This is a genomic window from Amycolatopsis aidingensis (genome assembly GCF_018885265.1).
GTDB lineage: Bacteria > Actinomycetota > Actinomycetes > Mycobacteriales > Pseudonocardiaceae > Amycolatopsis > Amycolatopsis aidingensis.
In genome coordinates this window covers 5,951,435-5,978,431 of sequence record NZ_CP076538.1, presented here as the reverse complement: position 1 = coordinate 5,978,431, position 26,997 = coordinate 5,951,435, and the positions used below count along the sequence as shown (strand labels likewise).

Sequence of the window (26,997 nt, the reverse complement as noted above, 5' to 3'; positions counted from 1 at the left end):
GATAACCGCATGTCTCACGATCGACTTGAGTCATTACGACGCATCTGCCTGGCTTTGCCGGAGGTCACCGAGCGGCTGAGCCACGGCGAGCCGACCTGGTTCATCCGCGGCAAGAAGACCTTCGTGATGTACGCCGACCATCATCACGACGATCGGCTGGGCTTCTGGTGCCCGGCCCCGCCCGGAGTGCAGGAGGAGCTGGTGGCGCAGGAACCGGAGCGGTTCTACCGGCCGCCATACGTGGGGCACCGGGGCTGGCTGGGCGTCCGGCTCGACGTGGACGTCGACTGGGCCGAGATCACCGAGATCGTCACCGACGCCTACCGGATGGTCGCCCCGAAGAAGCTGGTGGCCCAGCTGGACGATCCGGCGCCGGCGTGACCGGGGCCGCGCCCACGGCGCCGTGCTGGCGCGGGCACCCGGTCCGGCGATTGCGCGCCTTCTTGAACACGGCCTACTCGCAGAGGTGGCCGATCTGGGTCGGGATCTCCAGTGGATCGGTGGGATCCACGTAGCTCACCAGGTGCACGCACAGGTGGTCGATCGGCGGGTCGGTCTGCTCGTAGACGTTGAGGTCCTTCCAGGTGTCACCCGCTTCCACCCACTGGGCCTCGCGCGGGTTGCTGTCCGCGACCCCGCCCGCGAACACCGTCACGTCGGCGAAAACGTAGCGGCGGCTGCTGCACTCGACGGTCCAGCCTGCCTCCCGCTGGGCCGGGTCGAGGTGGATCTCGTGGGTGACGCAGGCAGCCTGCGCCGCCTCCGTTCCGGTGGCGGCCGCGGGGGTGGCGGTCATGGTGGCCACACCGGCCGCCGCGGCCAGGGTGCCGAGAGTGGTGCCGATGAACTTGCGATAGCGCGTTTCGCGCATGATCCCCTCCTGAGCAAGTATTGGTCTGGACCTCCTCAGTATTTCGATCACGGCTGTCGCGACGTACCACCGAGCGGACGAACTGATCATCGCCGTCCGGCGGATACCGCTGACTCCCAGGGGTTCGACGGCCGCGGCGTCACCGCACCCAGTTTCGGTCGCTGAAGTCCCCTTCGTCGTCCTCGCCGGTCTCGGCGCGTCCTGCGGCTTCCTGTTCCTCCTCCTGGCGCAGCTCCGCGAACTGTCGCTCGCCAGTCCTGGCCAGTTCCTCCCGCTCTTCCTCGGAGAGGTTCCGGTAGTGCTGGGTAGCCTGGTCCATCAACGGATTGAGCTCGCGGGCGAGTACCGGCGAGGTGACGGCGTCGCGCAGGCTCCTGCGGCCTGCGGTGATGTCGTCCACGAGGCGCTTGAACTCGGGGTCGTCGCTCTTGCTCCGCAACAGGTTCAGCGAGTTCTTCAGGTGTTTCGACAGCGCCGCGTCGCCCCGCGCGATATCCAGGGCAGGCTCCGGTTCGGGCTGGTTCATCTCTCATACCCCCGGGTGGTCGTAGTTGCTTCCCGGAAGGGCGTGCTTCTCGATGTCGCCGAGCGTGCTCAGGTATCCCGCCATGAGCCCGACCAGTCCCTGCGCGGCGTTCCATGCCGCGGTGTGATACGTCAGCACCTCATCCCAGACGCCAAGAGCCTTGCTGATCGTGGCGGCCGCGGCGGCACCGGACAGGATGGGTCCGATAATGGTCCAGCTGCTCGCCGCGGCGGCGGCCAGTTCGAGCCCGATCGCGATGACCAGATCCATCAGGGTGTCCAGCAGGCCCTTGATCGCGTTGGCCGTTTCGTACATCCCGACCGCGCTCTGCTTGAACTCGCTGCCCATCGCGTTCAGGGTGTCCTGCTGGTCCTGGATCGTCTGGGCCAGGCCGTCGAAGTAGGCGCTCGCGCTGTCGGCGGCGTTGCCCTGCCAGCCGTTCGCGACGGTCTTCAACTCGTTCGTGATGGCGTCGGAATAGGCCGCGTTGAACTTGCCGAGATTCTCCAGCGCGATACCGGCCTTCTGGACCAGCTCCCAGTCGCCGGCGTACTGCTCGGCGACCCATTCGAAGGGATGCACATCGAAGACGAGCTCGATGGCTTCGCCGACCCAGTAGGAAACACTGAGATACTGGCTGATCCCGATCACGCTCTCCAGGAGGTCCGGAACGGGATCGGATGCGGTAGGGTCGGCCAACATCGTGGCAGGTGATTCACTCACAGTCATTCGCCCGTCGGGTAGGTGCTGTCAAGGCGCTCGGCCTTGGCATCGTCGGTCTCCTGGTACATGGCCGCTGCCTTGTCCAGCTCGGTGGCCGCGGTCTGCTGGATCTTGGCCAACCGCTGGTAGTTCTCGCTGAGCGCGGCCTTGGCGTCCGAGGCGGCGCCTGCGACCGTCGCGAATATCCGGGTGTCGGCGCCGGTGATCTGCAGGTGATCCTCGGCGTACGTCGTCGCCGCGTTCGCGTCGGCGACCAGTTCGTCCATCCGTTCACCGAACTTCCGGATGGTTCCGGGTTCCGCCTTGAAATCCAATGGTCCTCCGATGCTTTGTCGCTTGCTGTGTCATCGGTCGGCGAAATGTATCAAGTAGACTCCGGTCGGCGCCGGTTTTCGCGACAACCCGCAGGACAGGAGTTCGAGTGCAGCAACAGCCGAACGTCATCGCGTTGCCAGCAGACTTCGTACAGCAACCCGGGAACCTTCCGGCACACTGCACTCGGCACGGCCGCCCGGCGGCGCGGCGGGTCGACTTCACCCTGCAGTCCAAAGTGAAGATCGAGGGTAGCCGGGTACGCCAGGTGGGAGCCCTCGGTGCCGCCGGTATGGCCGACCGGCTCGGTCAGCACGGACGCAAGGTCCGGGTCACGCAGGTCAAGGGGTGGCCGCTGTGCCGGACATGTGCCCGTACCAGGGCGTCCTGGCTTGCCGTTTCAGCTGTCATGTTCTTTGGAGGGCTGCTGGCTTTCGCTGGTTCCCTGCTGACCGGAATCCTTGCGGAGCAGGGCACCGTGCGGTGGCTCGCCGGGGTGGCGGTGGCGGGGTTCGTGCTGCTGGTCCTGGCTGCCTTCCCCTTCCACTACGGCAGCCTCCCGCGCCTGGTGGGCGCGCACACCGCGCCGGATGGCGGTTCGGTCCGCGTCGTGAACCCCAGCGAAGCGTTCGTGGCCGAGTTGCCGCGCGGTTGACACCGCTTATGGGGCCCCCTTTCTTTGGCGGTGGAGGAGGTTGCGTCTGGGTCTTCGCTCGGGGTCCAGGAACGCGGGTGGGATGAACTCTGGCAACCCGTTGCGTATGCGCATCGACCAGTCGGTGTGGTGGATGAGGTTGTGGTGGTACCAGCACAGCAGGGCCAGGTTGTATAGCGCTGTGGCCCCTCCGTGAGCCCAGTGGGAGTCGGCATGGGGCGCGGTGTCCGGATTTCGCCGGGCCGTTTCCCCATGCCGCTCCCCCGAACCGGACGTGCGGCTTTCACCGCATCCGGCTCTCCACGAGTCGCCGTTAGGTTGCCGTTATGGCTGGTTTGTCCCAGGGTGTCGAGATTTGGTTTCCTCGGTAGCGATAACGTTGGATGGTCATCGTTGTGGGTCTCCATAGTTCGACACCGTTATATTCCGGCCACCACCGGTTGTAGTAACGGTTTATGATGTCCCGTTTACTGGTACGGGGGTGTTTGTTCTTCAGCCATTCCCAGACCCGCCACCACAGGTAGTCTTGCAGGTGGTGGTAGGCCTTGCTGGAAGAGCCGTGCCGGAAGTACTGGGCCCATCCGCGGGTCATCGTTCCGAGTTGCCGGAACAGTTGGTCCGCGTCCTGATGGGTGATCCGTTTGGTAACTGTCTTGATCTTCCGCTTGATCGAAGTCATCGACTTCTTCGAGGGGAGGGTGTAGATCAGTCGCCGATCGCTTCCATATTGGCGATACCGCTGGATGCGGAACCCGAGGAAGTCGAACCCCTCGTCGATGTGGGCGATTCCGGTTTTCTCGGGTGCGAGCCGTAGCCCGATCCCGGCCAGGATCGCCTCGATCTCGCCCCACAAGGATTCCGTGTGTTCCCGGGTTCCGTTGACCATGACGACGAAGTCGTCGGCGTATCGGGTCAGGCGGAACGTCGCACCGCCGCGTTCACGGTGCCGTTGCCGGTTGGTGGCGTTCTTGTGGTTCTCCCACAACTGGTGGAAATAGTCGTCCAGCTCGGAGAGGGCGATGTTGGCCAGCAGAGGCGACAGGATGCCGCCCTGCGGGGTTCCGGTATGGGTGTCCCGGTCAGGACCATCCTCGCTGAGGATTCCGGCGCGCAGGAACGCCTTGATGAGTTCCAGAATCCGCTTGTCCTTGACGCGTCGCCGCACCAAACCCAGCAGGGCGGTGTGGTCGATCTCGTCGAAGCAGGCGGTGATGTCGCCCTCGAAGACCCATTCGTAGCCCTCACGGGCATGTTTGCGGATTTCTTCGATGGCGTCCTGGGCCCGGCGCCTGGGCCGGAAACCATAGCTGGAGGACTGGAACCCGGCCTCGAAGATCGGTTCCAGGACCAGCTTCAGCGAGGCTTGAACGACCCGATCGGTCACGGTCGGTATCCCCAGCCGACGGGTCTTCCCACCGGCTTTGGGGATGTGTCGTTCCCGGACCGGGAGCGGACGGAACGTCCGCGCTTTCAGATCGGCGCGGATTTCCTCCAACAACCCGACCACACCCAGCGCCGAGTCGGTGATCGACCGCACCGTTCGGCGATCGACGCCCGCGCTGCGTGCTCCGGTGTTCCCTGACACCCGCTCCCACGCCACGGCGAGGAACGCGGGGTCGGCCACGAGGTTGTAGAGATCATCAAACCGGCGACCGGGATCGGCCGCCGCCCAACGGTGCAGTTTCGTCTGCATTCCCAGTACCCGCTGCCCTGCCGTGAACGGCACCAGCAGCAGATCACCGATGTTCACCGGTGAGGCCTCTTCTGGCATTACCCCAACTTCCCTGCTCGATTCGCTGTCGCCCTTCCCCATGCGGACGGTTTTCCCGCCCTCGGAGTACTACGGCGACTCCGCCCCACCACAGAGCCCCTCGGCGGGCAATGCACCTATCCACATCTGGGACACCGGATTGCGCCCAGGCATGGAAAGCTCGCGGTGGTTCCCATGTTCACGTGTTCCCGATCGACGAGTGAGGCACTCAGCTTTACCCCGGCAGCCCCTGTGAATACGCCACAGACTTTCTCCACAGACTACCCAGGAATACAATCCCAGGCGGGCGCTACACCCTTCACTTGGTTCACGCGCACTGCGATACCGACTCAGATCCGCCAGGTTTCGAGTCGGCTCCACATAACGAGGCCTCAGACACTGATTCCTATTCGTATACCTTCTCGTCTCGCTCACCGAGCCCGCACCATCTGGCAGTGCTGGCACGACTCGACTTTGTCAGGGCCGCTTGCCACCTCAATCCACCCATTCCCGTGAATCAGGCTGCCCTCAGCTTCACCGAACCACTGTGACGGTCCAGCGCCGGAGGTCTCTCACCTCCGATCGGACAAACACGCGCCTCATGGCGCACGGGGATGACGTGGTGGGCTTGGCATTGTTTGGGTTTTCTGCGGCAGCCGGGGAAGGTGCATCCGCGGTCGCGCAGGATCAAGGCTCTGCGGATGGCCAGGGGTACGGTGCGGGTGCGTTGTCCGATGTCGAGGGTCTCGCCCTTGCTGCCCAGGACGGCGGGCACGAGGTAGGAGTCGCAGGCCATCCGGCGGATTTGGGCGGCGGAGTAGGACTCCTGCCCGTGCAGGAGCCCGTATCCGGTGCCGTGCTTCAAGTCCTCCAGGGTCACCGTGACCATGACGGTGAAGGGTTCCCCGGCCTCGGTGGGCCCTTCTTCGGGGCATCCGGCTGCCACGCGCAGCACGTCGGCGAACGCGTCCCCCTGGCGTTGGTACTTGCTGCGCCGGTCCGGCTCCTCTTTCGTGCCGGCGGGTTTGGCGCGGGGTTCGATCAGCCCGGTCAACACCGCGGCGGTTTCGGCGTCCAGCTCGAAGGTGCCGCGGAGTCGTCCGCCGCGGGTTTCGCGCCAGTCCAGGGAGCGTTCCGGCCGGGCCAGTTCCTCCTCGCTCGGTGGATTCCCGTCCTGGTCCAGCCGCGCCAGAATCTCTTTACCCAGCGCGGTGACGGTGTGGGGTTCGTACTCCCGCGCCGCCTTGGTCAACAACGCTTCGGCATGCTCCCGGTCCGGCAGGCTGACCGGCTGCGGGAAGCGGGCGATGGTGGCGCGGATGGTCTCGATGTGCTCCGGCCCGATCACGCCCTCGGCCGCGGCGGCACCGACCTCGGGCAGGTCCGGCTCCTGGGGCATCCCACCCGGTCCGTAGCGCCGCACCACCGCCCGCGCATGCGCGACCCGTTGGCGGGCGTCAGACGGGTTGACCCGCAGCATCTCCCGCGTCAACACCGGCAGGTCGCGATACCCCTTCTGGCTGGCGGTGCCGCGCCCGTCCAACTCGGCCAGGACCGCCAGCTCCCGGGCGTACAGCACTCGCCGCTGCTGTTCGAGGTCGCCCAGCGCGGTCAGGAGTTCCTCCTCGCTCATGCGGGAGGTGTCGATGCCGAAGGTCCTGGTCACAACCCCACAGTACCGCGTAGTCGCTCATGTGTTCGATACACGATCGGGTGACGCGGAATCGAACAGTGCCGTCAGCGGCCAGCGCGCCACTGCTGGAGCACGGCGTCGACATCGGCCGGTGCCAGTCGGACCCGCGGGCCGGTACCGGCCCGGATGCAGGCCGCGATCTGCCGGTTGAGCTCGGCCACCGCCTCCCGGACCTCCCGCTCGGTGCGCAGCGTCCGCACCGTCTCCGGCAGCCGGTCCAGTTCCTTGCGTAGCCGCAGGGACTCCGGCAGCAGTGGCTCAGCGGACAGCCCCTCTTGCCTGAGGTAGCCCTTCAGCCACCAGTTCTCCTCGAGCGGCCGGTTGCTGTCGGGTAGGGGCTTGCCCGCACCGGGGAGGTTGTCCATCTCGCCGCGCTCGGTCGCCTCGCGGATCTGCTTGTCGATCCACGACTCGAAGCTCATGCCCGCTGGTTTGCGCTCGGTCATCGCCCGCACCTGCCTCGGCGCCATCGTCTCGCTGATGTTGATACAAGCGTATCAGATACATCGGCAGCCGGCTCAAGGGCGACTCAGCGGCAGCCCAACGGTGCTCCGTAGCTTCGCCTTCGACGTTCGATGCGCTGGTGCCGGAATCGCGGCCCTGCAGGCGGGCGCCACCTCGGTTGTCATTCTCGAGTCCGCTCCGCGGGAGTTGCGTGGCGGGAACAGTGCGCTCACTGACCATGCCGGAGCGGAACCGCCCTTCTTCCGGGCCGCGGATCGCGATCGTCGGCCTCGGCACCATCGGCTCGCGGCATCGCGGGTGTTTCGCGAGGGCCGGGTACGAGACCATCACCGTGGACCGAGACGGCACCGGGGACGTCGACACCGTGATGCGGGTTCCCGAACCGTCCGGGGTCACCGCGTGGGTCATCGCCACGCCCACCTCGACACATCTGCCGGTGCTCACCGAAGTCCTGCGGTGCCAGTCGGACGCCAGGGTGCTGCTGGAGAAGCCCGCCTGCTACCCCGGCCGAGATCGCGGGCCTCGCGGACACCCTCCGGCGGTACCGCCGATGCCGGGTGATCGTCAACGACGTCTACGCGCACAGCAGGGCGGTGCGGGTTTTCGCGAAGCTCGTCCGGAGTGCGAGCGCGGGCGATGCGGTCAGGCGGATCACCATCGAGTTCACCAAGAACCGGGAGCTCGACGTCGCCAACGGCAGGTTCGTCGACACCGGGTACGGCGAGGTCGGCTGGAATCTGGTCCGCGGGCACCCCGAGCGCGCGCAGGAACCGGGCCAGCGCCTCGATCGGCCGCATGGCCGGGTCGGTGGCGTACCCGCGCAGGTTCACATACAGCTGGTCGTCGGGAAAGCAGTTGCGGACCCAGTGCACGGCCAGTGCCGTTTGCCGACACCCGCGGTGCCGGTGATGACCGAGATCACCACCGTGCCCGCCGCCTTGGTCCCGAGCAGCTCGTCGAGCCCGCGCAGTTGTGCCCTCCGCGCGGTGTACTTCCTGGCGGGGGTCGGGCACGCCTTTGTCGCGCCGGCCGAGGACACCGTGATGTGCTACCTGATCTCCGGCGGGTACGTGCCGGAGAACGAGCTCGCGCTGTCCCCTTTCGACCCGGCGCTGGGGCTGAGCCTGCCTGCCGGGCTGGTGCCGATCCTGTCCGAACGGGACCGGGTGGCGCCCACCCTCACCGAGGCCGAGGCCGCCGGGCTGCTGCCGCGGTACGCCGACTACTCGCGCAGCCGCTGCACCAGGTCCGCCACGGTCCAGTTCGGGCGGTGCCGCAGCGGGGCGGCCGCGATCCGGATGGCCAATGGCAGGTAGCCGCATAGCCGCAGCAGTTCGGCTAGCTCTTCGGGCTCGGCGCCGCGCGCGAGTCTCCGAGCAACCGGCTGACCAGCCGGGTCGCCTGCGCAGGTGGTAGTACCTGGGTGGAGTCGCGCGCGTTGTCCAGCACCAGCAGCGACCTGGACGGCCAGCGTGGTCTTGCCGACACCGGCCATCCCGTCGATCGCGGCCACCGCCGCCGTCTCGGTGGCCTTCGCGAGCTGGGTGAGCCGGTGGAGTTCGGTGTCCCGGCCGGTGAAGTAGGCGATGCCGGGTGGCAGCTCGCGCGGGGCCTGTGACCCCGCGCCGGGGGCGGCAGTAGCGCCGGATCGGCCTGCAGGATCCGCTGCTGCATCGTCTGCAACTCGGCGGATGGGCTCACGCCGAGCTCCTCGTTCATCAGCCGCGCCGCGTCCCGGAACACTTCCAGCGCCTCGGCCTGCCGCCCGGACCGGTACAAGGCCAGCATCAGCTGCGCCCAGAAACGCTCCCGGAACGGGTGAGCCGCTGTCAGTTCGCGCAGCGCGCTGACCAGCTCGGCGCCCCTGCCAAGGTGCAGCCCGGCGTCGATCCGTCGCTCCTCGGCCTGCAAACGGGCCTCGGCCAACCGGACGGCCGCCCGCCCCCGCAGTACCTCCGACTCGATATCGGCCAGTGCGGGCCGCGCCGCAGCCCCAGTGCTTCGTCGAGCAGGCCGAGCTGCTCGTCCGGACAGCCTGCCGCGGCGGCCTCCTCGGCCCGTGCGAGCAGGTCCTCGAACCGGGCCACGTCCAGCCGGTGTGGCTCGATCCGCAGTTCGTAACCACCGGGCCGGGTGAGGATCAGTCCTGGCTCGCGCAACACCTGCCGTAGCCGGGATACGTACACCTGCACGCTGTTGAGGGCTACTGACGTGAGTCGCGTTGACTTCGACACAGGGTCTCCTTCCGACTGTGGAGTGCCGGGCCGAACCGCGGCCCGCATCTGTGGACAGTCTCGGATCCGGCGCAGACAGATCGTCTACGTCCGGCCAACACCCCGCCGACACCGCTGACGGTATGCACTAAGACAGTCACTATCGGTGGTAATGTCCGCCGACGGCGCCTGATGTCCTGTTTTTGCCCATTTTTTGTCCAGAATGGCGGTAATCGCCCACTTTTTCGTCTGTTCTTCCCTGGTGTCAGCTGTTTATCATCAGGCGCGTGCCCGGCTACGAGTACGACGTGTTCATCAGTTACAGCAACGTCGGCAGCGCACCGAAATGGTTGGTGAATAACTTCTTCCCGAAGTTCCAGGACTGCCTTGCCGACCAGATCGCGCCCGCGCCAAGAGTGTTCCTCGACCGGACGATGCACCGTGGCGTGTCCTGGCCGGAGAAGCTGGCCAGGGTATTGCTTCGTAGCAAGATCCTGATCCCGGTGCTCAGCCCGCCTTACTTCGAGTCGGCGTGGTGCATGGCGGAATGGGACAGTATGTGTGAGCGGGAGAGGGTGCTCGGGCTTGCCGGTTCTGACTGCCCGCAAGGTCTGATCTACCCCATTCTGTACTCCGACTCGAACAACTTTCCAGAAAAGGGCACGATGCGGGCCTGGTGGGACTTCAAAGACGTAGCCATGCCCGAGGCGGTCTTTCAGGTAAGCCCAGGCTGGTCCAATTTTCACGAGAAGGTCGTCAGGTTCGCCGAGGATCTCTCCGAACTGTTGAAACAGGTGCCCGACTGGCAGCCCGACTGGCCGGTCATTCGGTCACCTCAACCCCTGTTGATGCCTCCGCCGTCGATTCCGAGGTTCGGCCCATGACCGGGACCATCGTCACCTTCTACTCCTACAAGGGCGGGGTCGGGCGTAGCTTCGCGCTGGCCAATGTCGCAGTGCTGCTGGCCAGGTGGGGTTACCGGGTGCTCACCATCGACTGGGACCTGGAGGCGCCCGGGCTGCACCACTACTTCGCGCCGATGCTGCCCAAGGCGCCGGATGGCGGGGTGGTCGATCTCGCCTACGACTTCCTCGCCGGTGCGAAACGGCCGGCCGATCACGCCGTCCGGCTCGACATCGAGGACGGCATCGTGGCGCTACTGGCCGCGGGCAGGCAGGACGAGGGCTACACCCGGCGGGTACAAGACATCGACTGGGACGACCTTTACCAGCGCGGGTTCGCCAGCTTCCTCGAACGTTGCCGGAGGGAGTGGGCGGCAAGCTACGACTTCGTGCTGATCGACAGCCGGACCGGCCTTTCCGACATCGGTGGAATCTGTACCGCACAGCTGCCCGATCGGCTGGTCGTCGTGTTCACCGCCAACCAGCAGAGCGTCGAAGGAGTCGTGGATGCGGCCCGGCTCGCCGATCGTGCCAGGGACCGGCTGCCCTACGACCGGGCGGTACATATGGTGCTGCCGATCCTGGCCCGCCTGGACAACCGGGTGGAGTACGAGCGGGCCGAGTCCTGGCAGCGCAGATGTGCCGAGACCGTTGCGCCGCTGTTCCACAACTGGGTGTCGAGAGGCGTGCCGACGGACGTAATGCTTCGCCATCTCACCTTGCCGTACGTCTCCTACTGGAGTTTCGGCGAGCAGTTGCCGGTGCTGGAGGAACGTAGCCCCTCGGCGGACCAGATCTCCTTCGCACTGGAGACCGTGGCCGCGGTGATCGCGCAGCAGTTCGACCGTACCGACCTGCTCGCGGACAACCGGGATGCCTATGTGGCCTCGGCCCGCACCCAGGAGCGGGAGTACGAGCTGGACCTGCTGGTGTCGACCCCGCGGTCGGTACTGGACATGGCGACCCAGTTCATCGACGAACTGGGCGCGCTCGGCGTGCGGGCGCACCGGTCACTGTCCGGTCATCCCGACTTCCTCGACCGGAACCCGGACCCTGCCAGGCACCTGTGTCTCATCGTGGACAAGGAGGTGAGCCGCTGGCAGGCCACCGAAGCTGAGCGGTTCCTGCGGCACGCACTGGACGCCGACGGCGACCGCCGTTTGTTCTGTGTGCTGACCCGCAACACCGACCGCGAGCGGCTGCCCTGGTTCCTGCGTAACCTGCGGCACCTCGAGTTCGACACGGTCGTGCGGCCCCGGCAGGTGGCGCAGCAACTGTACGAGCTCCTGAACAGAACCTCGCCGAGCCGGGCCGACTCCGCCCGGACGGCGCTACGGGAGGCGGCCGCCGCACTACGCAATGTGCCGGAGGAGGTGGCGCATCGCGGGCGTTGGACCCTCATCGAGCAGACCGTGCGGGAGATGACCGCGGCGCTGGACGCCGACGACCTGGCCCTGTTCCAGGACCTCACGGTGGACCTGGAACAGCTGAACGAGGTCCGCGCGAACAGTGACCGGTTCACAGCGCCGGATGGCCTCGGTACCCGGATCGGCGAGCTGATCGAACGGCTCGACCGCCGAATCAATGTGTCCCACAAGTGAAAGGTAACGGAATGGCGGAAACGCTGGGAAATGCGGAAAAGGCCGCGTTGTTCGCGCTGCTGCTGGTCGGCACGGAGATAACGACCCCTGAGCTCAAGAAGCGTCATCGGGTGGATCTCCGCAAGGAGACTCGGGACAAGCTGAACAAGGCGGGTTTCATCAAGAGCCGAACGGAGAAGGCTCCACATGTGCACGAGATCACCGCGGACGGGAAATCGAAGTGCGAGGAGGTGCTTGCCTCCGGCGAGCGATCAGCTCGGTCGTCCGTTGCCTTGCTGGGGGTTCTCTGTGAGCTGATTGCTCCTGTTATCAAGTATCTCCAGCAGCAAAACGTCCGCCTTGCCGATGTGGTCCATCCAGCCGACCTGGAGACCCTGATCCGCGCGGCGTATCGCGAACTGTCCACGAAGCCGCAGGACTGGGTACGGCTGGCCAAGCTCCGCCCCAGGCTCGACGGCACCGCCAAGGACGAGGTTGACCAGGTGCTGCTGGCGATGACCAGGACCGGACTCGTCCACCTCGCTCCGGATTCCAACCGCAAGACGCTGACCGAAGCCGACCACGCCGCAGCGGTCCGTATCGGTAGTGAACAAAAGCACCTCTTGGCGATCGAGGACTCATGACTGAACAGCTTCGCCAGGCGCTTGCCGCGCTCCGTTTCAACTCCGCCGCCACGCCAGACGATGTGTGGCGTACGTCGCCATCCCATGTCGATGGATTGCATATCAGGGCGGAGCACGGCATCCAGACGAGGATCAGGGATGCGAAAGACAGTGACGGCCCGAGCCCCATTGGCATTGCGCTGCAAGGTCAGAAGGGTGTGGGAAAGACCCATCTGCTCGGTGGCGTCAGGCAGCTGGTGCAGGGTGAGGGTGGCTATTTCTTCCTGATCGATCTCACGGCCGGTGCCGCATTCTGGGAAGACGTCGCGGAGGCCATGCGCAGCGAACTGTTGCGCAAGAGTGGTGACGGGGAACTTCAGCTGACCAAACTGCTACGACGGTTGTGCGATCGGGCCGAAGTTCCTGCTCCCGTCGTCAAGTCCATCCTCGGCGAGGGTCCACTTGCCCTCGCTGACCTGCACAGATTTGTCGGTGCTCTCCGTCAGGTCGATGCCCAGGTCGCCGTCGAGTGCGGGGACACCATACGCGCGCTGGTGCTGTATGCGTCCACGGACAGCAAGCACATCATCGGCAAGCATTATCTGGCGGGGCTGCCCGAGGACAACGATGGGGAGCGAGCAGCCTGGGACCTGCAGTCGCAGCCGAAACCACGTCGTGCCCTCGTCACGGACATGTCGCGCGTGCTCGCGCTGACGGGACCGAGCGTCGTCGCCATCGACCAGTTGGATTCGTTGGTCGACAGAACGAGCAGCATCATTGATGAACAGGTGACGGACGCGGAGACGGTAAGTGAGCTCGGGCTCATCGCCGACGGCTTGATGCAGTTGCGAGAGACGACGCGGCGGACTCTTTCGATCGTTGCGTGCCTGCCGAACACCTGGAAGCTGTTGAACTCTGTGGCAACCGACACCGTAGCGGACCGGTTCACCGACGCACCGATTCTTTCCGCTGTCGCTGATCCGCAGTTTGCGCGTGAACTGGTCAGGAAGTGGCTGGATGTGATCTATCAACGAATCGACTTCACGCCACCACATCCCACTTGGCCGGTAGCACCGAGTGCGTTCGGTGGGACGTGGCACACCTACACCCCGCGGCAGCTGCTTCGACGGGTACAAGCCCACGCGGAGGTCTGCCTGCATGGGGAGATCCGGGAGCTCGTCTCTTTCGACGAAGAAGTAGTCGAGGTGCCGCAGCAGGCCGGGCCGGAGCCGGGGTACTTCGCCGACTTCGATCGGCAGTTCGAAAAGCTGTGCGAGTGCGCCGATGTGGAGGCGGCGTTGAACCAGCACACCGAGGATTCGGTGATGCCGGACCTGTTGCAGGCGGCATTGCGGTCCTGGATCACCGAGGTCGGCAACGACGACAGGTCTTGGGAGACCGAGCCGTCACCAGACGGTGGTGGCCAGTTGCATGCCGGTCTGCGCCGGATCCTGGACGAGGAACGCGATATCGCGGAACGCTGGATGTTCCGCGCTATCGGGCCCCAGCACGGGCTCAAGGTGCTGCGCAAGGTACGGGAGGCCAAGGCGGCGGCCGGAATCCGGACCGGTGTGCGCAACCGGTATCTGGTGTTGCTCCACTGCGGAGCGAAGGGCTGGGCGGGCCATGTGACCAGGTCCGAGGTCAGTGAGCTGGCGGACGCGGGCAGCCCGCGGGTCGAGATCAGCAGGGACGACGTCCGGACGTTCTGTGCGCTCAAGGAGATGCTGACCAAGCAGACCTACGAGTTGCTGAACTGGCTGGTGGCGCGTAAACCGGCGAGCCGGACGACCGTGCTGCGCAAGATTCTGCCCGATCCGGGGCAGTCCCAGACCAGTCACCAGGAGACACGGCCACCACCGGCCGGGGAGATCGTGCTCGGGATGGAGGGCGAGATCCGGATCGAGCTGGAGTCGCTACGCAAGCACGCGGTGATCTTCGCGGGCTCCGGCACCGGCAAGACCGTGCTGCTGCGGCGCATCGTGGAGGAGTGCGCGCTGCGCGGCGTCTCGGCGATCGTGCTGGATCCGAACAACGACCTGGCGCGCCTGGGGGAGGCCTGGCCGCAACCGCCTGCGGGCTGGCGGCAGGGTGATGCCCCCAGCGCCGCCGACTACCTCGCCAACACCGAGGTCGTGGTGTGGACCCCGGGCCGTACCAGCGGTCGGCCGCTCAGCTTCCACCCGCTACCGGACTTCGCCGGGGTGCGCGAGGACGAGGACGAGTTCGCCGCCGCGGTCGAGGCGGCGGTGGCAGGCCTGGTGCCGCACGCCAGGGTCGGCGGCGGGACGAAGGCCGCCATCCGGGGCCAGGCGGTGTTGCGGGAGGCGCTGACCCACTACGCGCGTACCGAGGCGCGCAGCCTGTCCGGGTTCGTGGAGATGCTCGCCGAGCTGCCGGAGGGGGTGAGCAAGCTCAGCACCGCCACCAGGATGGCCGCCGACCTTGCCGAGACCCTGCGGGCGGCGATGGTCAACGACCCGCTGCTCGGCGGCGCGGGCGAGCCCGCCGAACCGGGGGTCCTGCTCACCCCGGCGCAGGGCAAGCGGGCCCGGATCTCGGTGATCAACTTCGTCGGGCTGCCGTCCGATGAGCAGCGGCAGGGATTCATCAGTCAGCTCCAGCTGGAGGTGTTCGCCTGGATCAAGCACAACCCGGCGGTGGACCGGCCTCTCGGCGGGCTGTTCGTGATGGACGAGGCACAGACGATCGCGCCGTCCGGCGCCTGGACGGCCAGTACGCAGAGCACCATCCTGCTGGCCTCGCAGGCGCGCAAGTACGGGCTCGGCCTGCTGCTGGCGACGCAGGCCCCGAAGGGCCTGCACAACCAGGTGATCGGCAACGCCACCACGCAGTTCTTCGGCCGTCTGAACAGCCCGGCGCAGATCGCAGCGGCGAACGAGATGGCCAGGGCCAAGGGCAGCACGGTGGGGGACATCTCGCGGCTGGAACGCGGGCAGTTCTACGTCACCGGGGAGACCTTCGGGTTCCGCCGCATGCGGGCTCCGCTGTGCCTGAGCCACCACCCACCCGGCCCGCTGCGCCTGGAGGAGGTGCTCGACCGGGCCCGCAACGGCCGGGTGGACCGCTGACGAACAAGGGACGCGCTCCGCGCCGTTGGTGCGGAGCGCGTCCCTTGTGGATTCGGGTCAGGCAGCGGTCGCCGCGAGCACCGTGTTGATTCGCTTCCAGAGCGCGGTGAACAGCTCTTCGCGAGTGTAGGTGGAGGCTTCGGCTGCCTCCCGGCCGAACACCGACCGGTCGTGCAGCTCCAGTTTGGCCGTTCCCGCGCCGGTGTCGTAAACCGGGCGCGCCCAGCCGTTGGTGCAGGCGCTTCCGGCATCGTGCCTGCCGACTACGAAGTTCAGCGTCTCGTCCCCGCCGATGCCGCCGCGCTGGATGTCCAGCGCGTACAGCGTGTCCCCGGCCCGCTCGACCCGGAGCGCGACCCGCGCGTCCCCGCGGTGCACGGTGCCGACGAATCCGTGCCTGCCCAGCGCCGGAACGGCTGCGGCGAGTTGCTCGCCGAGGTAGCGAATCGCCGCCTCCTGCTCCGCATAGCGGCTGAACGCCACCGGCACGGTCGCGGGTGGCTCGATCGCCCTGGCCCTGGTGACCACGGCGGCAAGCCGGTCCAGGCCCCACCCAGCGGCCTCGGCCTGCTCCACCCGGCCTGCGAGTGCCTCGGCGAGCTGGTGCGGTTGCGACTCGGAGCCGCGCAGGTAGTTCACGTGCGGGTGCAACAGATCCGCAGGCACCGCCACATCGTCCAGCAACACCGGCAGCACGTGCTGCTCGCCAGCCTTGACCGCATGCAACATGGCGGCGACGAAATCGTCCGTCGCGGACACCATCGGAACGAAGAACCGGACCTGGGCTTCCGGCAGGTCGCCCTCGCTCTTACGCGCCCACCACTCGTGGGTCTGCTCGGGCTCGCACAGCACGGTCAACCCGCGCTGCCGGCACGCCGCCACCACCTCCTCGACGGCTTCCCCCTGATCTTCGGCGAACGACACCGCGAAGTCGTAGCTGGCTGTTTCGATCACTAGCCGAACCTCCTTGGTCATACCGGCACGCGGCCGGACTTCCGGGTACCGGCACAGCATTACGGTGCCGTGTGGACCAGACGTGGATTACGCGTGGAGGTGAATTCTCGGCTTCTGCCCGGAATATTACCGGCATGCGCATACCAGCGCCGCGCGTTCCGAGCGAATCTCGACCGCATCCGGCAGCCCGAGCCGGGCGAACTCCGCCTCGGCCGAGTCCCAATGGGGAATGGCGCGCTCGTGATTGCCCAGCGTGTGCAGGGCCTCCGCGACATGGCGATGGGCTCGGGCCTGGTGCGCGCGGCCGTCCGTACTTGCCGCACGTTCCAGCGCGGCCTGGTAGGCGCGCAGCGCCTCGGCCAGATCACCGGCTGCGCGCGCGGTCGCACCGCGATCGAGATCGAGCCGGGTGTGCAGGTCCGCGTCGGACAGTTCGGCCGCCACCACCGTGGCCCGTTCCTGGTAACGCCGTGCCTCCGGTAGCTTGCCACGCAAGCGGTGCACGTTCCCGATGTTGTTCAGCGCGTGCACCATCGCGCGGCGATCGCCGGCCGCGCCGGCGTGCCCGTGTGCCTCGGTATGGCTGGCCAGCGCCTCGGACAGCAGCCCAAGCCGTTGCTGTACCGAGCCGAGATTGTTCAGTGCGTGCGCCACCCCGGCCAGGTGACCGATCTGGTGCAGCATCCGCACCGCGGTCCGGTGCTGTCGCAGTGCGACGCCCAGGTTGCCGTGCAGTTCGTTGAGGCAGCCGAGCATGCTCAGTGCGTGGGCGTGCCCACGTTGGTCCGCGCTCTGCTCGTATTTGGCCAATGCGGCCGCGAAATGCGCGATCGCCTGGTCATACCTGCCGAGTTCCATGGTGGGAACGGCAATTGCGCACAAGGTGGCCGCCTCGCCAGGAACCTCACCCAGTCGAACCCATTTCGGCAGTGCCTGCGCGGCCAGTTCCAATGCCTTGGTGGGCCGCCCGGCACGGTTGTGCGCGACGGCGAGGCGAAGCAGGACGTGCGCCTGACCGTAGTCCTCGTCCAGCCCGGGGGCGACGACCTTCCAGGCGAGCTCCATGGTCTCGATCCAGGCCTCGAACTCGCTGGTCGCGTTGAAGTGGCGGCACATCAGCACCGCCAGCCGCCAGGCGTGCCCCGGAAGGTCGTGCGTGGCAGCGTAGTGGATCGCCGCCACCAGGTTGTCCCGCTCGGCGGCTATCCACCCCAGCGCCGTGTCCCGGCTGGCGAAGGTCAGCGCCGCCGGGGAGGAACGGTGCACAGTGGGCAGTTGGGCGCGGTCGAACGGGTAGCCAGCGCCGACCGCGGCGGCCAGCGTGACCAGATAGAAGTCGAGCAGCCGGAGGGTGGCGTCAGCATGCTCGGTCGGCACCGTCGGCGGTTGCCCCGCGGCGAACTCCTTGAGCGGGTCCAGTAGCTGGTACCGCTCCGGCCCGGTCTCCTCCACCAGGCTCACCTCGTGCAGGTCGCCGAGCAGGATGCGGGCCTTCGGGACATCGCACTGGGCGAACGCCGCCGCGCCGGTCACCTCGAGGTCCGGCCCCGGCAGGTGGCCGAGCAACCGGAACATGGCCCGCTGTGGGTGGCCGAGCTGTTGGTAGGACGCACGCACCGCCGTGGCGTCTTCCAGCTCACCGGTGTCCGCGCACCACGGCCCGCTCTCCTCCAGCAGGCGGAGCAGACGATCGAGTGGCCACTGGTCGTACCTGCGCAACAGCGCGGCCGCCACCTTGATCGGCATCGGCAGGAAACCACACCGCCGGACCACCTCGGCCGACCGGCCACCGGCGCGGGTGGGATCGGTCAGGGCGTGGAACAACCCGACGGCGTCCTCCGGCGGCAGCGGCGAAAGCCGGATGTGCTCCCCGGTGTCCAGCTCACCCACTTTCCTGCTGGTCGCGATGGCGAAGCAGCCCGGCTCCTCCGGCAGCAGCGGCCGGATCTGTTCCGGCGAGGCCGCGTTGTCCAGCACCACCAGCGTTCTGGTTCCGCACAGCTCCGCGCGGTACAGCGCGATTTTCCGGCTCACCGTGGCCGGAATTCGTTCGGTCGGCACGCCGAGCTCGACCAGCAACTGGGTGAGGGCCTCCGCGACGGTCAACGCGGGCACCTCGGGGGTGAACCCGTTCAGCCGCACCAGCACCTGCCCGTCCGGGAACCGGCCACGGAGCCGGTACGCCGCCTCCACCGCCAGGCCGGTCTTCCCGACGCCGGGGGTGCCGCTCACCCACACTGCGCGGCGCTCGCCGACCGCCGAAGCGGCCGCCTCGATCACGGCGAGTTCCGTGCCGCGGCCGGTGAACGCGGCGGGCCGGGACGGAAGGGAACCGGCAGGCTCACCGCGCTCGGCCCGCGCGGAAAGGTTACGCAGCACAAAACCCGGCTCGACGCCGAGTTCGGCGAGGGCTTGCCGGGTGCCGTGGAACACGCGGACCGCCGCGACCCGGTCCCCGCCCGCGAGTAGTGCGCGCATCAGCAGCTCGGCATGCTTCTGGCTGGCCGGGTCCGCCCGCACCACCGGGCGCAGCCGGTCGCGAGCCGAACGGTGATCGCCTGTCTCCAGTTCCAGTTCGGCCAGATCACCGATCGCGTCCAGCCTGCTCTCGTCCGGGGGAATCACCTCCGGACCACCAACCCGGTCGACGTCGATGTCCTCGAGGAACCCGCCGCGCCACAGGCCGACCGCGGTGCGCAACAGCGCGATCGCCCGCCGCGGATCGGTGCCCCGGAGCTCTTCCGCTTCGGCCCGCAGCCGGTCGAACCGGCTGGTGTCCAACTGGTCCGCGCCGATCCGCAACAGATAGCCGGTCGGTGTCGTCTCGATGCGCACGTCGTCGTTGTCCTGGAACGCGTTGCGCAGCTTGTTGATGTAGCCACGCACCAGGTCGCGCCGCGCCGGGTTGCCGCCCCAGACGATCTCGGTCAGCCGGAAGGTGGAAACCGGCCTGTTCGCGTGCAGCAGAAGTACCACGAGGACGAACCGTTGTTGCTGATCACCCAACGGCACCTGGACACCGTCATGCCATGCCTCCAGCGGGCCCAGCATCCGAAACTCCACTACGCCTCCCCTGGCAGAGCTTGCTTTCCGTAAATCACATCGCGCAAGCGGCCGTCCGGGTATCGGGAGTCAACGTTCTGTCCACGTTTGGTCCACCCGGACGCCGCAGGCTGCCGGGCGATGAGTGGGCGCGCCGAGTTGGTTCGCGAGCTGAAGTCGCTGCGCAAGGGCCGCGGCATGTTCGCGGGCCGGATGGCGGAGCGGATCGGCCCGAACCTGCGCGCGGTGTGCGCGGTGACCGATGGCGACACCATGGTGAGCATCCGGGAGAAGGTGGCCAACCGGCTTGCGGAACTCGCCGAGCAGTTGCCGGAGGACCTGCGCCTTGCGACGCTCGCGGCCTTCGCCATCAACGCCGAGGCACGGTTACCGCTGTACCGGGACCGGGTGCTCTGGGCCGCGATGCGAATGGGCCGCGACCAGCGCACGGTACGCAGGCGGGTGGATGAGGCGATCGACCAGCTCGCCGAACTGGCCGCCGGTGCACCGGCCTACCGGGAGGACGATCACGCCCGCACCTGGCAGCCTGCCGAGCTACGGGTGGCCGCGGCGCTGGACCGGGCGCAACCAGAGGTGCTGGAGCAGCACCGGATCGTTGCCGTCCAGGATGGCCTGCGCGAGCTGGATCTCGTGCCTTCGGTTCCGGCCGGGCCGGACGAGCTCGAGCCCGCGGTGTTCTACGGCGGGACCCTGGTCGATGGTGGCACGGCGGCGGGCGAGGGGCGTGGTTTCGCGCTCACCTTGCCGAGGCCACTGGCCATAGGGGAGTCCCATGAGTTCGCGGTGCGGTTCCGGTTGCCCACCGCGCGGGCGATGTCCCCGTACCTGGTGTGCGTGCCAGCGGGTCCGTGCGAGCTGTTCGACCTGAGGATGCGGTTCGGACCGGATTCGCCGCCGCGAAGGGTGTGGCGGCTTTCCGGCGCGCGCAGGCGGGACACCTCCGATCCCGCGTGGCACGGGCGGTTGTGTCCAGTGGACCGGGCAGGTGAGGTCCACTTGCGATTTCGCGGGCTCATCCCGGATCTGGCATACGGAGCGCGGTGGGGATCGGAGAGCGGCCGATCGGCGTAGTCCTGCGCCGACTTCGAGCAGCCATTCGTGGTCAACGAGTAACCGGAATGCTCCGGAAGAATTCGTACCCCCGCCACCTTCAATATATAGCGCACCGTGGGGCTTGCGGCAAGGCCGCGGTTGTGCCGCAGAATCTGCGGCCGAAGCCAGGGCCTGGGAAACCACTGGCCGGAACACAAACCTCGGTGAATGGGCGGTTGATGTTTGACGTGATCGTTGCCGGCGGCGGACCGACCGGTTTGATGCTGGCCTGCGAGCTGCGGCTGCACGGTGTGCGGGTGCTCGTGCTGGAGAAGGAGCCGGAACCGGCCGGGTACGTCCGCGCGCTCGGCCTGCATGTGCGCAGTATCGAGGTGCTGGACCAGCGTGGCTTGCTGGAGCGGTTCCTCGCGCATGGCCGCCAGTACCCGGTCGGTGGCTTCTTCGCCGGTATCGACAAGCCTTCGCCGGACCGGTTGGACACCGCGCATCCCTACGTTCTGGGTATCCCGCAGACCACCACCGATCGTCTGCTGGCCGAGCGCGCCGCCGAACTCGGCACCGAGATCCGGCGCGGTTGCGAGCTGGTCGGCCTGAGTCAGGACGACCAGGGGGTGACCGCCGAGCTGGCCGACGGTACCCGGGAGCGCTCGCGTTACCTCGTCGGCTGTGACGGCGGCCGCAGCACGGTTCGCAAGCTGCTCGACGTCGGTTTCCCCGGAGAGCAGGCCAAGGCCGACACCCTGCTGGGCGAGGTGGAGGTGGATGTGCCACCGGAGACGGTGGCCGACGTGGTGGCCGAGGTCCGCAGGACCCAGAAGCGGTTCGGCCTCGGGCCCATCGGCGATGGGGTGTACCGCGTGGTGGTGCCCGCCGAGGGGGTGGCGCAGGACCGTTCGGCCTCGCCGACCCTGGAGGAGGTGAAGCGGCAACTGCGGGTGTTCGCGGGCACCGACTTCGGCGTGCACGCACCGCGCTGGCTGTCCCGCTTCGGCGACGCCACCCGGCTGGCCGAGCGCTACCGGGTCGGCCGGGTGCTGCTGGCGGGCGACGCGGCACACATCCATCCGCCGATGGGTGGGCAGGGGCTCAACCTCGGCATCCAGGATGCGTTCAACCTGGGCTGGAAACTGGCCGCCGAAGTCGGCGGCTGGGCACCGGAGGGCCTGCTGGACAGCTACCACACCGAACGGCACCCGGTGGCCGCCGATGTGCTGGACAACACCCGTGCGCAGGCCGAACTGCTGTCCACCGAGCCGGGCCCGCAGGCGGTGCGCAGGCTGGTGGCGGAGCTGATGGACTTCGAGGAGGTCAACCGGTACCTGACCGAGAAGATCACCGCGCTTGGGGTCCGCTACGACCTCGGCGAGGGACATGACCTGCTCGGCAGGCGGATGCGGGACGTCGGGCTGAAACGGGGGCGCCTGTACGGGCTGATGCACGACGCCCGCGGGTTGCTGCTCGACCAGACCGGACGGCTTTCGGTCACGGGGTGGGCGGACCGGGTCGACCACATCGTCGATGTCAGCGAGGAACTGGACGTGCCTGCCGTGCTGCTGCGGCCGGACGGCCACGTCGCCTGGGCCGGTGCGGATCAGCGGGACCTGCGTGCCCAGCTGCCCCGGTGGTTCGGCGTCGCCGCGAGCTGAGCACTCACTCCGGTGGTGCGTACGCCCCGGCCGCGATGTCCGCGAAGAGGGTGGGCCCGGTGGGGTCCAGCCGAGCCCACTGCCGACCTCGCCGCGCACAGCGCGGTGGCCGTCTTCCAGGTCGCGTTCGGACGCTGGGTCTCGGCCGACGAGCCACCCGACCTCGCCACCTGCATCGCGCGGGACGCGGCGGCGCTGCGTGCCCTGACCTGAAGCCCGCACCATGCTTGCCGTGAACGCGGGAAACCGTGGCGCGGGGCCGCTGCCGGCCGTATGATCGGCCGCTGCCCCGGACCTCAGGGAGAGTCGACGTGACGCGTCCCGCAACCCTGCCCGACGCCGCGGTCCAATTCGCGCTCGAACCCGGGAGCTGGACCGATGTGATCGCCATCGTGGTTGGTCTGCTCGCGTTGTTCGGAATCACCGGCATCGCCTGGATCTTCTCGAAGAAGGCCCGCGCCAGATCCGCGCTCAACCGCCTTGGCATCGAAGTGTCGGACGATTCGCTGGTCCGGCGCATCGACGATCGCGACGACCGCGCGGTGGTGCTCCTGCTGCGCGCGGGAATCCGCCCGGACGTCCCGATCGGCGGCCGCACCCCCATCCAGGCCGCGCTCGCGACGAGGAACGAGACGGCCCTGCGGACGCTGCTCGACAACGGCCACGCAGCCGAGGTCGCGGCCACCCTCGTCCAGGAAGCCGGTCCGCCGTGGCAGGCATCGTCCGGTGGGCCGCCCGGCGGCGAAGTCCTGGCCGGGGTGCAGGAGGTGGTGGATCACCTGCAACGGCTCATCGCCACCGAACTCGACCCCGAGGAGCGCACCGAGATGCTCAACCTGGGGCTCGACCTCGAGGTGGTGCAGACGTTCCTGCTGTACCGCCTCATCTTCCGGAAGAACTTCCGCAACCTGAGCTACCGGGGCCTGCTCGTCGACACGGACGCGGAACTCATCGGCCCGATCATCGATGGCGGAAGCTCCATCCACTCCGGAACCGCGGCCGCGGTCGTGGAGAAGGTGAACAACCAGATCGCCGAGAACGAGACACTGCTGGAGCAGCGGAACATCTCGATCGAGATCCGGTCCTACGACCTCCCGCCCACGGTGCACGGCTTCCTCATCGGGGACTCCCACCTCTACCTCGGGTTCACCGAGTTCAGCCATGGCAAGCTGCATGGCGGCGAGTTCGCCTACTACTATCTGCGTCACCGGAAATCCGACGAGATGACGGCACATCTCTTCCGCATGTACCGGTCGTGGTTCGCGTACTACTGGAATCGGGGAACCGTCCTGTGCGGAGCCTGACGAGCGCGGAGGACGCCGCATGCTGATCATCGGACACCGCGGGGCCGCCGGGCACGCCCCGGAGAACACCCTGGCATCCTTCCGCGCCGCCGTCGATCTGGGCGTCGACTACGTGGAGGCGGACATCCAGGCGACCAGGGACGGGCAACTCGTCGTCTTTCACGACAAGCTGCTCGACCGGGTCACCGGCGCCACCGGCTACGTGTGGGATCACGACTACGCGGACCTCACCACGACGACAGTGGGCGGCGAGCCGATCCCACTGCTCGGCGAACTCTGCGAGGTGCTGCGTGGCACTTCGGTGCGCTTGATGGCGGAGATCCTTTCCCCGGCCGTCACGGAGCTCACGCTGAAGGTGTTGGACGAATCCCTCGATACGGACCAGTACCTGCTGGCGTCCTTCCAGCACGACGCGTTGCGGGACGCGAAAGCGCTCCGTCCCGATGTCCCCACGCTGGCGCTGTGGGAAGGAGCCCCGGTCGATCCGGTCCGGTTGCTGACCGACTGCGGCGCCGGGTACGCCGGGCTGGGATTCGAGTCGATCCGAGCGGAGCAGGTCCGCGCGATCCAGGACGCCGGGCTCCAAGTGTTCACCTGGACGGTGAACGATCCCCGGGAGATCGACCGGGCACGCGCGCTCGGCGTCGACGGGATCGTCAGTGACTTTCCCGACCGCGTGCGGGATTGACTGATCCCCGCAAACCGTCGAAAACGAGCGTGAGCAGCCGCTCGGCCGGGATCGGTCCTGTTGCCGGTTCGCCGGCCACGGCAACGGCGGTGGCCAACCGGATCAGCTCGGCCACCGCCAGGTCGTTGCGTACCTGGCCGGCTTGCCGCGCCCGTTCCACCATCTCGGCCGCGGACCGCTCGGCTTCCCGGCAGTGCGTCCCCAGCGGGCCGTCCCCCTCTGCGGCCGCGTGCATGACCATCGTGGCAAGGCCGCGATAGCGGGTGATGTGGCCAACGAGAGCCGCTGTCCATCGCGCGAGGGCCTCGCCCGGCGGCAAGGAACCGAGCAACTCGTCCGCCAACCGCACCAGCCCATCGAGGCTGTCCCCGACAACGGCGGCGACCAGAGCGTCCCGGTTCGGGAAATGGCGCCACAGCGTGCCCGGCCCCACGCCTGCCCGCCGAGCGACATCGTTCATCGAGGCCTGTTCCACGCCAACCTCGTTGAACAGAGCACGGGCGGCGTCGAGCAGCCGTTCTCGGTTACGACGCGCATCTGATCGCGCGGGCGGCGTTCGGGGCGCGGACGCGGCACCACTCATCGGCACCTCCAGAGGGTTGCAAACGGAGCGTCACTCCGTATTATCGGAGTACCGCTCCGATTCTAGCGAAAGGGGTACTGCCGTGAGCTACTCGGCCTTGGCATCGATCGGCACGGTCGGACTGTGGGCAGGCGGCCTCGACCTTCGGCCACCGGCTGAGTCCGCCGAGGCGGCCGCGGAGGTCGAGTCGCTCGGATACGGCGCACTCTGGCTGAGCGAAGGACTGCTGCGCGACCCCTTCATGGAGTCATTCACGCTGCTCAACGCCACCAGATCCCTGGTCGTGGGTACCGGGATCGCGGTCATCTGGGGGCGCCATCCGCGCCACCTCAGGTCGATGACACGAGCGCTCGACGACAGTCACCGCGGCCGGTTCGTGCTCGGCCTTGGTACCTCGCACGCCGCCGTGGTCGAAGGGGGTCTCGGCCTCCGTTACGAACGGCCGTTGTCAGCGTTGCGCGAGCACCTCGATCGACTCGACGCGCCCGACCCGATCCTCGAGCTCGCCGGAATCGAGCGCCACGAGCCAGGATCCGTGCCGCGCCTGCTCGCGGCACTCGGACCGAAGGCGCTCGGCCTGGCGCGCGACCACGCCGCCGGGGCGTTCAGCTACCTGGTGACACCGGAACACACCGCGCAGGCGCGCTCCATCCTCGGGCCAGATCGGGTCCTGGTTGTCGAGCAGGCGGTGGTCGTCGGCGCCCGGAGCGCCGACGCTCGGGCCCGCGCGCGGGAGCATGTCTCGGCGTATCTCAACGGAAAGCCCTATCAGGCGAGCCTGCGACGACTCGGCTTCGACGAAGCGGACCTCGCCGAAGGCGGAAGCGACCGCCTGGTCGAATCGCTGGTCGCGATCGGCGAGGACCAGGTCCTGGCGCGGGTCGCCGCCCATCTCGCGGCGGGTGCGAACCAGGTATGCCTGCAGGCGCTTCCGGCGACCCGCACCGACCTGCCGGTCGACCAATGGCGCACACTGGCCCCGCTGACCACAACTAGGTTCGCAGGAAATTCAGGATCGGCTGGGTCTGGCCGATGATGGAGTGCGCCACCTCGGGCAGCACGGTCACGCTCGCGTGTGGCACGGCGCGGTTGATGCGCCTGGCCGTGTCGTGCGAGTCGAACATCGCGTCCCGTCCGCCGACGATCACCATTACCGGCATGGCCAGTTTGCCCAGGGCTTCGTCGGAGAACACGGGTAGCCGGTCTCGGCGAGGTAGGAAGTGCGTGAACATCAGCGTGAGGTACTCGGCGATCTCCGGCTCCTCCCGTGGGTCGACACCCGCGACCGCCTGGATCGACCGGCGGGTGCCCCATGTCCCGAACGGCTTGTACAGCAGGGCTTTGAAGAGGAACCCGATTTTCTGGCGTCCGACGCCGCCAGGGCACAGCAATGCGAGCTTCTCGATCCTGTCCGGGCGCCGGGTGGCGTAGTCCAGCGCCAGCCATCCGCCGAGCGAGGCTCCGGTGATCGCGACGCGGTCGAGCCCGAGCTGTTCCAGGACGTCGTCCAGCCACCGGGCGTAGGCGGGGGAGTGCAGTGGCGGGCGTGCGGGTGCGGAAAATCCCGGTTCGCCGATCATGTCGATGGCGTGGACGCGGAAGTGCTCGGCCCACGCCGGGACGTCCCCCATCCATATCGTCGCGTTGGAACCCGATCCGTGGAACAGCACGAGGGGCGGTGCGTCGACTGGGCCGCAGACGAGGACGAACGTGTCACCTTCACGGGTCGGCACCCGGCGATGCTCGGCCGGTATGGGCCAGTTCGCAAGGGATTGCTCGTAGCGGCGCAGGATCTCCCGCTCGCCTGCCTCGGTCTTGTAGATCATGACTCGAGCACCGCCTGCAGGTACTCGAGGAGTTGTCTGGTGTCGGCCAGTCCGCCAAGAATGATGATCTTCATCCGTGCCTTTCCTTCGTCATAGGCCGTCTCCACTCGCAGTGGCTGGTCGGCCGGGTGCGTGCGCGTCGCCGTGAGCAGGGTGCTGACGCGATGTGCGAGTTCCGGGCTGACCGCGTCGATCTCGACGATGCTCGACACTTCGACCTGCCGGTGCCGTCGAGTCTCGGGAGGATCCGTCACCGGTGAGCCGACGAACGCTTCGAGATCCTCGCGCGCGACTCGGTACTGCCTCCCGATGCGGACGGCCCGCAGCCGCCCGTCCCGGACATAGCCGCGGACGGTACGCACGTGCAGTCCGAGCTGCTCGGCCACCTCTTCCATCGAGTAGAGCCGCCTGGTCACATCGTTACCTTAACATCCCTGTAGTTCTGTTCAATAGGTAATTTTAGGTAACATTGGAG

26 protein-coding genes are annotated in these 26,997 nt (G+C 67.6%); 13 read left to right on the top strand and 13 right to left on the bottom strand.

The features are described 5' to 3' along the window. Positions 1-9 precede the first annotated feature (9 nt). Complete coding sequence (locus KOI47_RS27245; RefSeq protein ID WP_216209227.1) at positions 10-381, top strand: MmcQ/YjbR family DNA-binding protein; 372 nt, start codon at positions 10-12, stop codon at positions 379-381. Positions 382-454: 73 nt separating this feature from the next. Here the strand turns inward: KOI47_RS27245 and KOI47_RS27240 are convergent, their stop codons facing one another. The 4 genes from KOI47_RS27240 to KOI47_RS27225 form a co-directional block, all read right to left on the bottom strand. Continuing rightward, positions 455-871 (bottom strand): hypothetical protein, encoded by a 417-nt coding sequence (locus KOI47_RS27240; protein WP_216209226.1) that lies wholly within the window; start codon positions 869-871, stop codon positions 455-457. Positions 872-1,010: 139 nt separating this feature from the next. Continuing rightward, a complete protein-coding gene (locus KOI47_RS27235; RefSeq protein WP_216209224.1) occupies positions 1,011-1,397 on the bottom strand; it encodes a hypothetical protein in 387 nt (128 codons plus the stop codon). A 3-nt stretch (positions 1,398-1,400) separates the two neighbouring features. Next, a complete protein-coding gene (locus KOI47_RS27230) occupies positions 1,401-2,099 on the bottom strand; it encodes a WXG100 family type VII secretion target (RefSeq protein WP_232376286.1) in 699 nt (232 codons plus the stop codon). Between the two features lie 23 nt (positions 2,100-2,122). Beyond that, positions 2,123-2,434: a type VII secretion target gene (locus KOI47_RS27225; protein ID WP_269756663.1), complete on the bottom strand. Its 312-nt coding sequence runs from the start codon at positions 2,432-2,434 to the stop codon at positions 2,123-2,125. 107 nt (positions 2,435-2,541) lie between these two features. Between KOI47_RS27225 and KOI47_RS27220 the strand changes: the two genes are divergently transcribed. Continuing rightward, a complete protein-coding gene (locus KOI47_RS27220) occupies positions 2,542-3,087 on the top strand; it encodes a hypothetical protein (RefSeq protein ID WP_216209218.1) in 546 nt (181 codons plus the stop codon). Between the two features lie 313 nt (positions 3,088-3,400). Here the strand turns inward: KOI47_RS27220 and ltrA are convergent, their stop codons facing one another. From ltrA to KOI47_RS27205, 3 genes are all read right to left on the bottom strand, one after another. Further along, a complete protein-coding gene (ltrA, locus tag KOI47_RS27215; protein WP_216209216.1) occupies positions 3,401-4,858 on the bottom strand; it encodes a group II intron reverse transcriptase/maturase in 1,458 nt (485 codons plus the stop codon). 496 nt (positions 4,859-5,354) lie between these two features. Then, positions 5,355-6,503 carry an HNH endonuclease signature motif containing protein gene (locus KOI47_RS27210; protein ID WP_216209214.1) on the bottom strand — a complete coding sequence of 383 codons (1,149 nt, stop codon included), beginning with the start codon at positions 6,501-6,503 and terminating at the stop codon, positions 5,355-5,357. A gap of 71 nt (positions 6,504-6,574) precedes the next feature. Continuing rightward, entirely contained in the window at positions 6,575-6,976 is a 402-nt protein-coding gene (locus tag KOI47_RS27205) for a DnaJ family domain-containing protein (RefSeq protein ID WP_216209213.1), read from the bottom strand. A gap of 576 nt (positions 6,977-7,552) precedes the next feature. Between KOI47_RS27205 and KOI47_RS35940 the strand changes: the two genes are divergently transcribed. Then, entirely contained in the window at positions 7,553-8,311 is a 759-nt protein-coding gene (locus KOI47_RS35940) for a dTDP-4-dehydrorhamnose 3,5-epimerase family protein (protein WP_232376285.1), read from the top strand. A 22-nt stretch (positions 8,312-8,333) separates the two neighbouring features. Here KOI47_RS35940 and KOI47_RS36200 read toward each other — a convergent pair whose 3' ends face one another. Beyond that, complete coding sequence (locus tag KOI47_RS36200; protein WP_216209211.1) at positions 8,334-9,341, bottom strand: AfsR/SARP family transcriptional regulator; 1,008 nt, start codon at positions 9,339-9,341, stop codon at positions 8,334-8,336. A gap of 154 nt (positions 9,342-9,495) precedes the next feature. Here KOI47_RS36200 and KOI47_RS27190 point away from each other — a divergent pair, with 154 nt between their 5' ends. From KOI47_RS27190 to KOI47_RS27175, 4 genes are all read left to right on the top strand, one after another. Further along, complete coding sequence (locus tag KOI47_RS27190; protein WP_216209210.1) at positions 9,496-10,092, top strand: TIR domain-containing protein; 597 nt, start codon at positions 9,496-9,498, stop codon at positions 10,090-10,092. Continuing rightward, positions 10,089-11,711, top strand: a complete 1,623-nt coding sequence (locus KOI47_RS27185; RefSeq protein WP_216209208.1) for a CATRA system-associated protein — start codon at positions 10,089-10,091, stop codon at positions 11,709-11,711. Before KOI47_RS27190 ends, KOI47_RS27185 begins: the two co-directional genes overlap by 4 nt. 11 nt (positions 11,712-11,722) lie before the next feature. Next, positions 11,723-12,334 (top strand): hypothetical protein, encoded by a 612-nt coding sequence (locus KOI47_RS27180; RefSeq protein ID WP_216209206.1) that lies wholly within the window; start codon positions 11,723-11,725, stop codon positions 12,332-12,334. Between the two features lie 197 nt (positions 12,335-12,531). Next, the gene (locus KOI47_RS27175) at positions 12,532-15,405 is read left to right on the top strand and encodes an ATP-binding protein (protein ID WP_332461427.1); all 2,874 of its coding nucleotides are present in this window, start codon (positions 12,532-12,534) and stop codon (positions 15,403-15,405) included. A gap of 57 nt (positions 15,406-15,462) precedes the next feature. On the opposite strand, the gene KOI47_RS27170 is transcribed toward KOI47_RS27175, so the two are convergent. Beyond that, the gene (locus tag KOI47_RS27170) at positions 15,463-16,359 is read right to left on the bottom strand and encodes a hypothetical protein (protein WP_216209201.1); all 897 of its coding nucleotides are present in this window, start codon (positions 16,357-16,359) and stop codon (positions 15,463-15,465) included. A 126-nt stretch (positions 16,360-16,485) separates the two neighbouring features. After that, a complete protein-coding gene (locus tag KOI47_RS27165) occupies positions 16,486-19,422 on the bottom strand; it encodes an AfsR/SARP family transcriptional regulator (protein ID WP_232376283.1) in 2,937 nt (978 codons plus the stop codon). Between the two features lie 120 nt (positions 19,423-19,542). On the opposite strand from KOI47_RS27165, the gene KOI47_RS27160 reads away from it, so the two are divergent. The 5 genes from KOI47_RS27160 (at position 19,543) to KOI47_RS27140 (ending at position 24,113) form a co-directional block, all read left to right on the top strand. Continuing rightward, positions 19,543-20,493 (top strand): hypothetical protein, encoded by a 951-nt coding sequence (locus KOI47_RS27160; RefSeq protein ID WP_216209200.1) that lies wholly within the window; start codon positions 19,543-19,545, stop codon positions 20,491-20,493. Between the two features lie 200 nt (positions 20,494-20,693). Beyond that, positions 20,694-22,121 carry a rifampin monooxygenase gene (gene rox / locus KOI47_RS27155; protein ID WP_216209198.1) on the top strand — a complete coding sequence of 476 codons (1,428 nt, stop codon included), beginning with the start codon at positions 20,694-20,696 and terminating at the stop codon, positions 22,119-22,121. 15 nt (positions 22,122-22,136) lie between these two features. Next, positions 22,137-22,334 carry a hypothetical protein gene (locus KOI47_RS27150; protein ID WP_216209196.1) on the top strand — a complete coding sequence of 66 codons (198 nt, stop codon included), beginning with the start codon at positions 22,137-22,139 and terminating at the stop codon, positions 22,332-22,334. A gap of 98 nt (positions 22,335-22,432) precedes the next feature. Further along, complete coding sequence (locus KOI47_RS27145) at positions 22,433-23,425, top strand: hypothetical protein (RefSeq protein ID WP_216209195.1); 993 nt, start codon at positions 22,433-22,435, stop codon at positions 23,423-23,425. A gap of 19 nt (positions 23,426-23,444) precedes the next feature. Further along, positions 23,445-24,113 carry a glycerophosphodiester phosphodiesterase gene (locus KOI47_RS27140; RefSeq protein WP_216209193.1) on the top strand — a complete coding sequence of 223 codons (669 nt, stop codon included), beginning with the start codon at positions 23,445-23,447 and terminating at the stop codon, positions 24,111-24,113. On the opposite strand, the gene KOI47_RS27135 is transcribed toward KOI47_RS27140, so the two are convergent. Next, entirely contained in the window at positions 24,082-24,696 is a 615-nt protein-coding gene (locus KOI47_RS27135; protein ID WP_269756662.1) for a TetR/AcrR family transcriptional regulator, read from the bottom strand. The two genes, KOI47_RS27140 and KOI47_RS27135, sit on opposite strands and share 32 nt — an antisense overlap. An 82-nt stretch (positions 24,697-24,778) precedes the next feature. On the opposite strand from KOI47_RS27135, the gene KOI47_RS27130 reads away from it, so the two are divergent. Then, complete coding sequence (locus KOI47_RS27130; RefSeq protein WP_232376281.1) at positions 24,779-25,732, top strand: TIGR03620 family F420-dependent LLM class oxidoreductase; 954 nt, start codon at positions 24,779-24,781, stop codon at positions 25,730-25,732. Here KOI47_RS27130 and KOI47_RS27125 read toward each other — a convergent pair. Then, positions 25,689-26,522, bottom strand: a complete 834-nt coding sequence (locus KOI47_RS27125; protein WP_216209189.1) for an alpha/beta fold hydrolase — start codon at positions 26,520-26,522, stop codon at positions 25,689-25,691. The genes KOI47_RS27130 and KOI47_RS27125 overlap by 44 nt on opposite strands. Further along, entirely contained in the window at positions 26,519-26,938 is a 420-nt protein-coding gene (locus KOI47_RS27120; RefSeq protein ID WP_232376280.1) for a helix-turn-helix domain-containing protein, read from the bottom strand. Before KOI47_RS27120 ends, KOI47_RS27125 begins: the two co-directional genes overlap by 4 nt. Positions 26,939-26,997 lie beyond the last annotated feature (59 nt).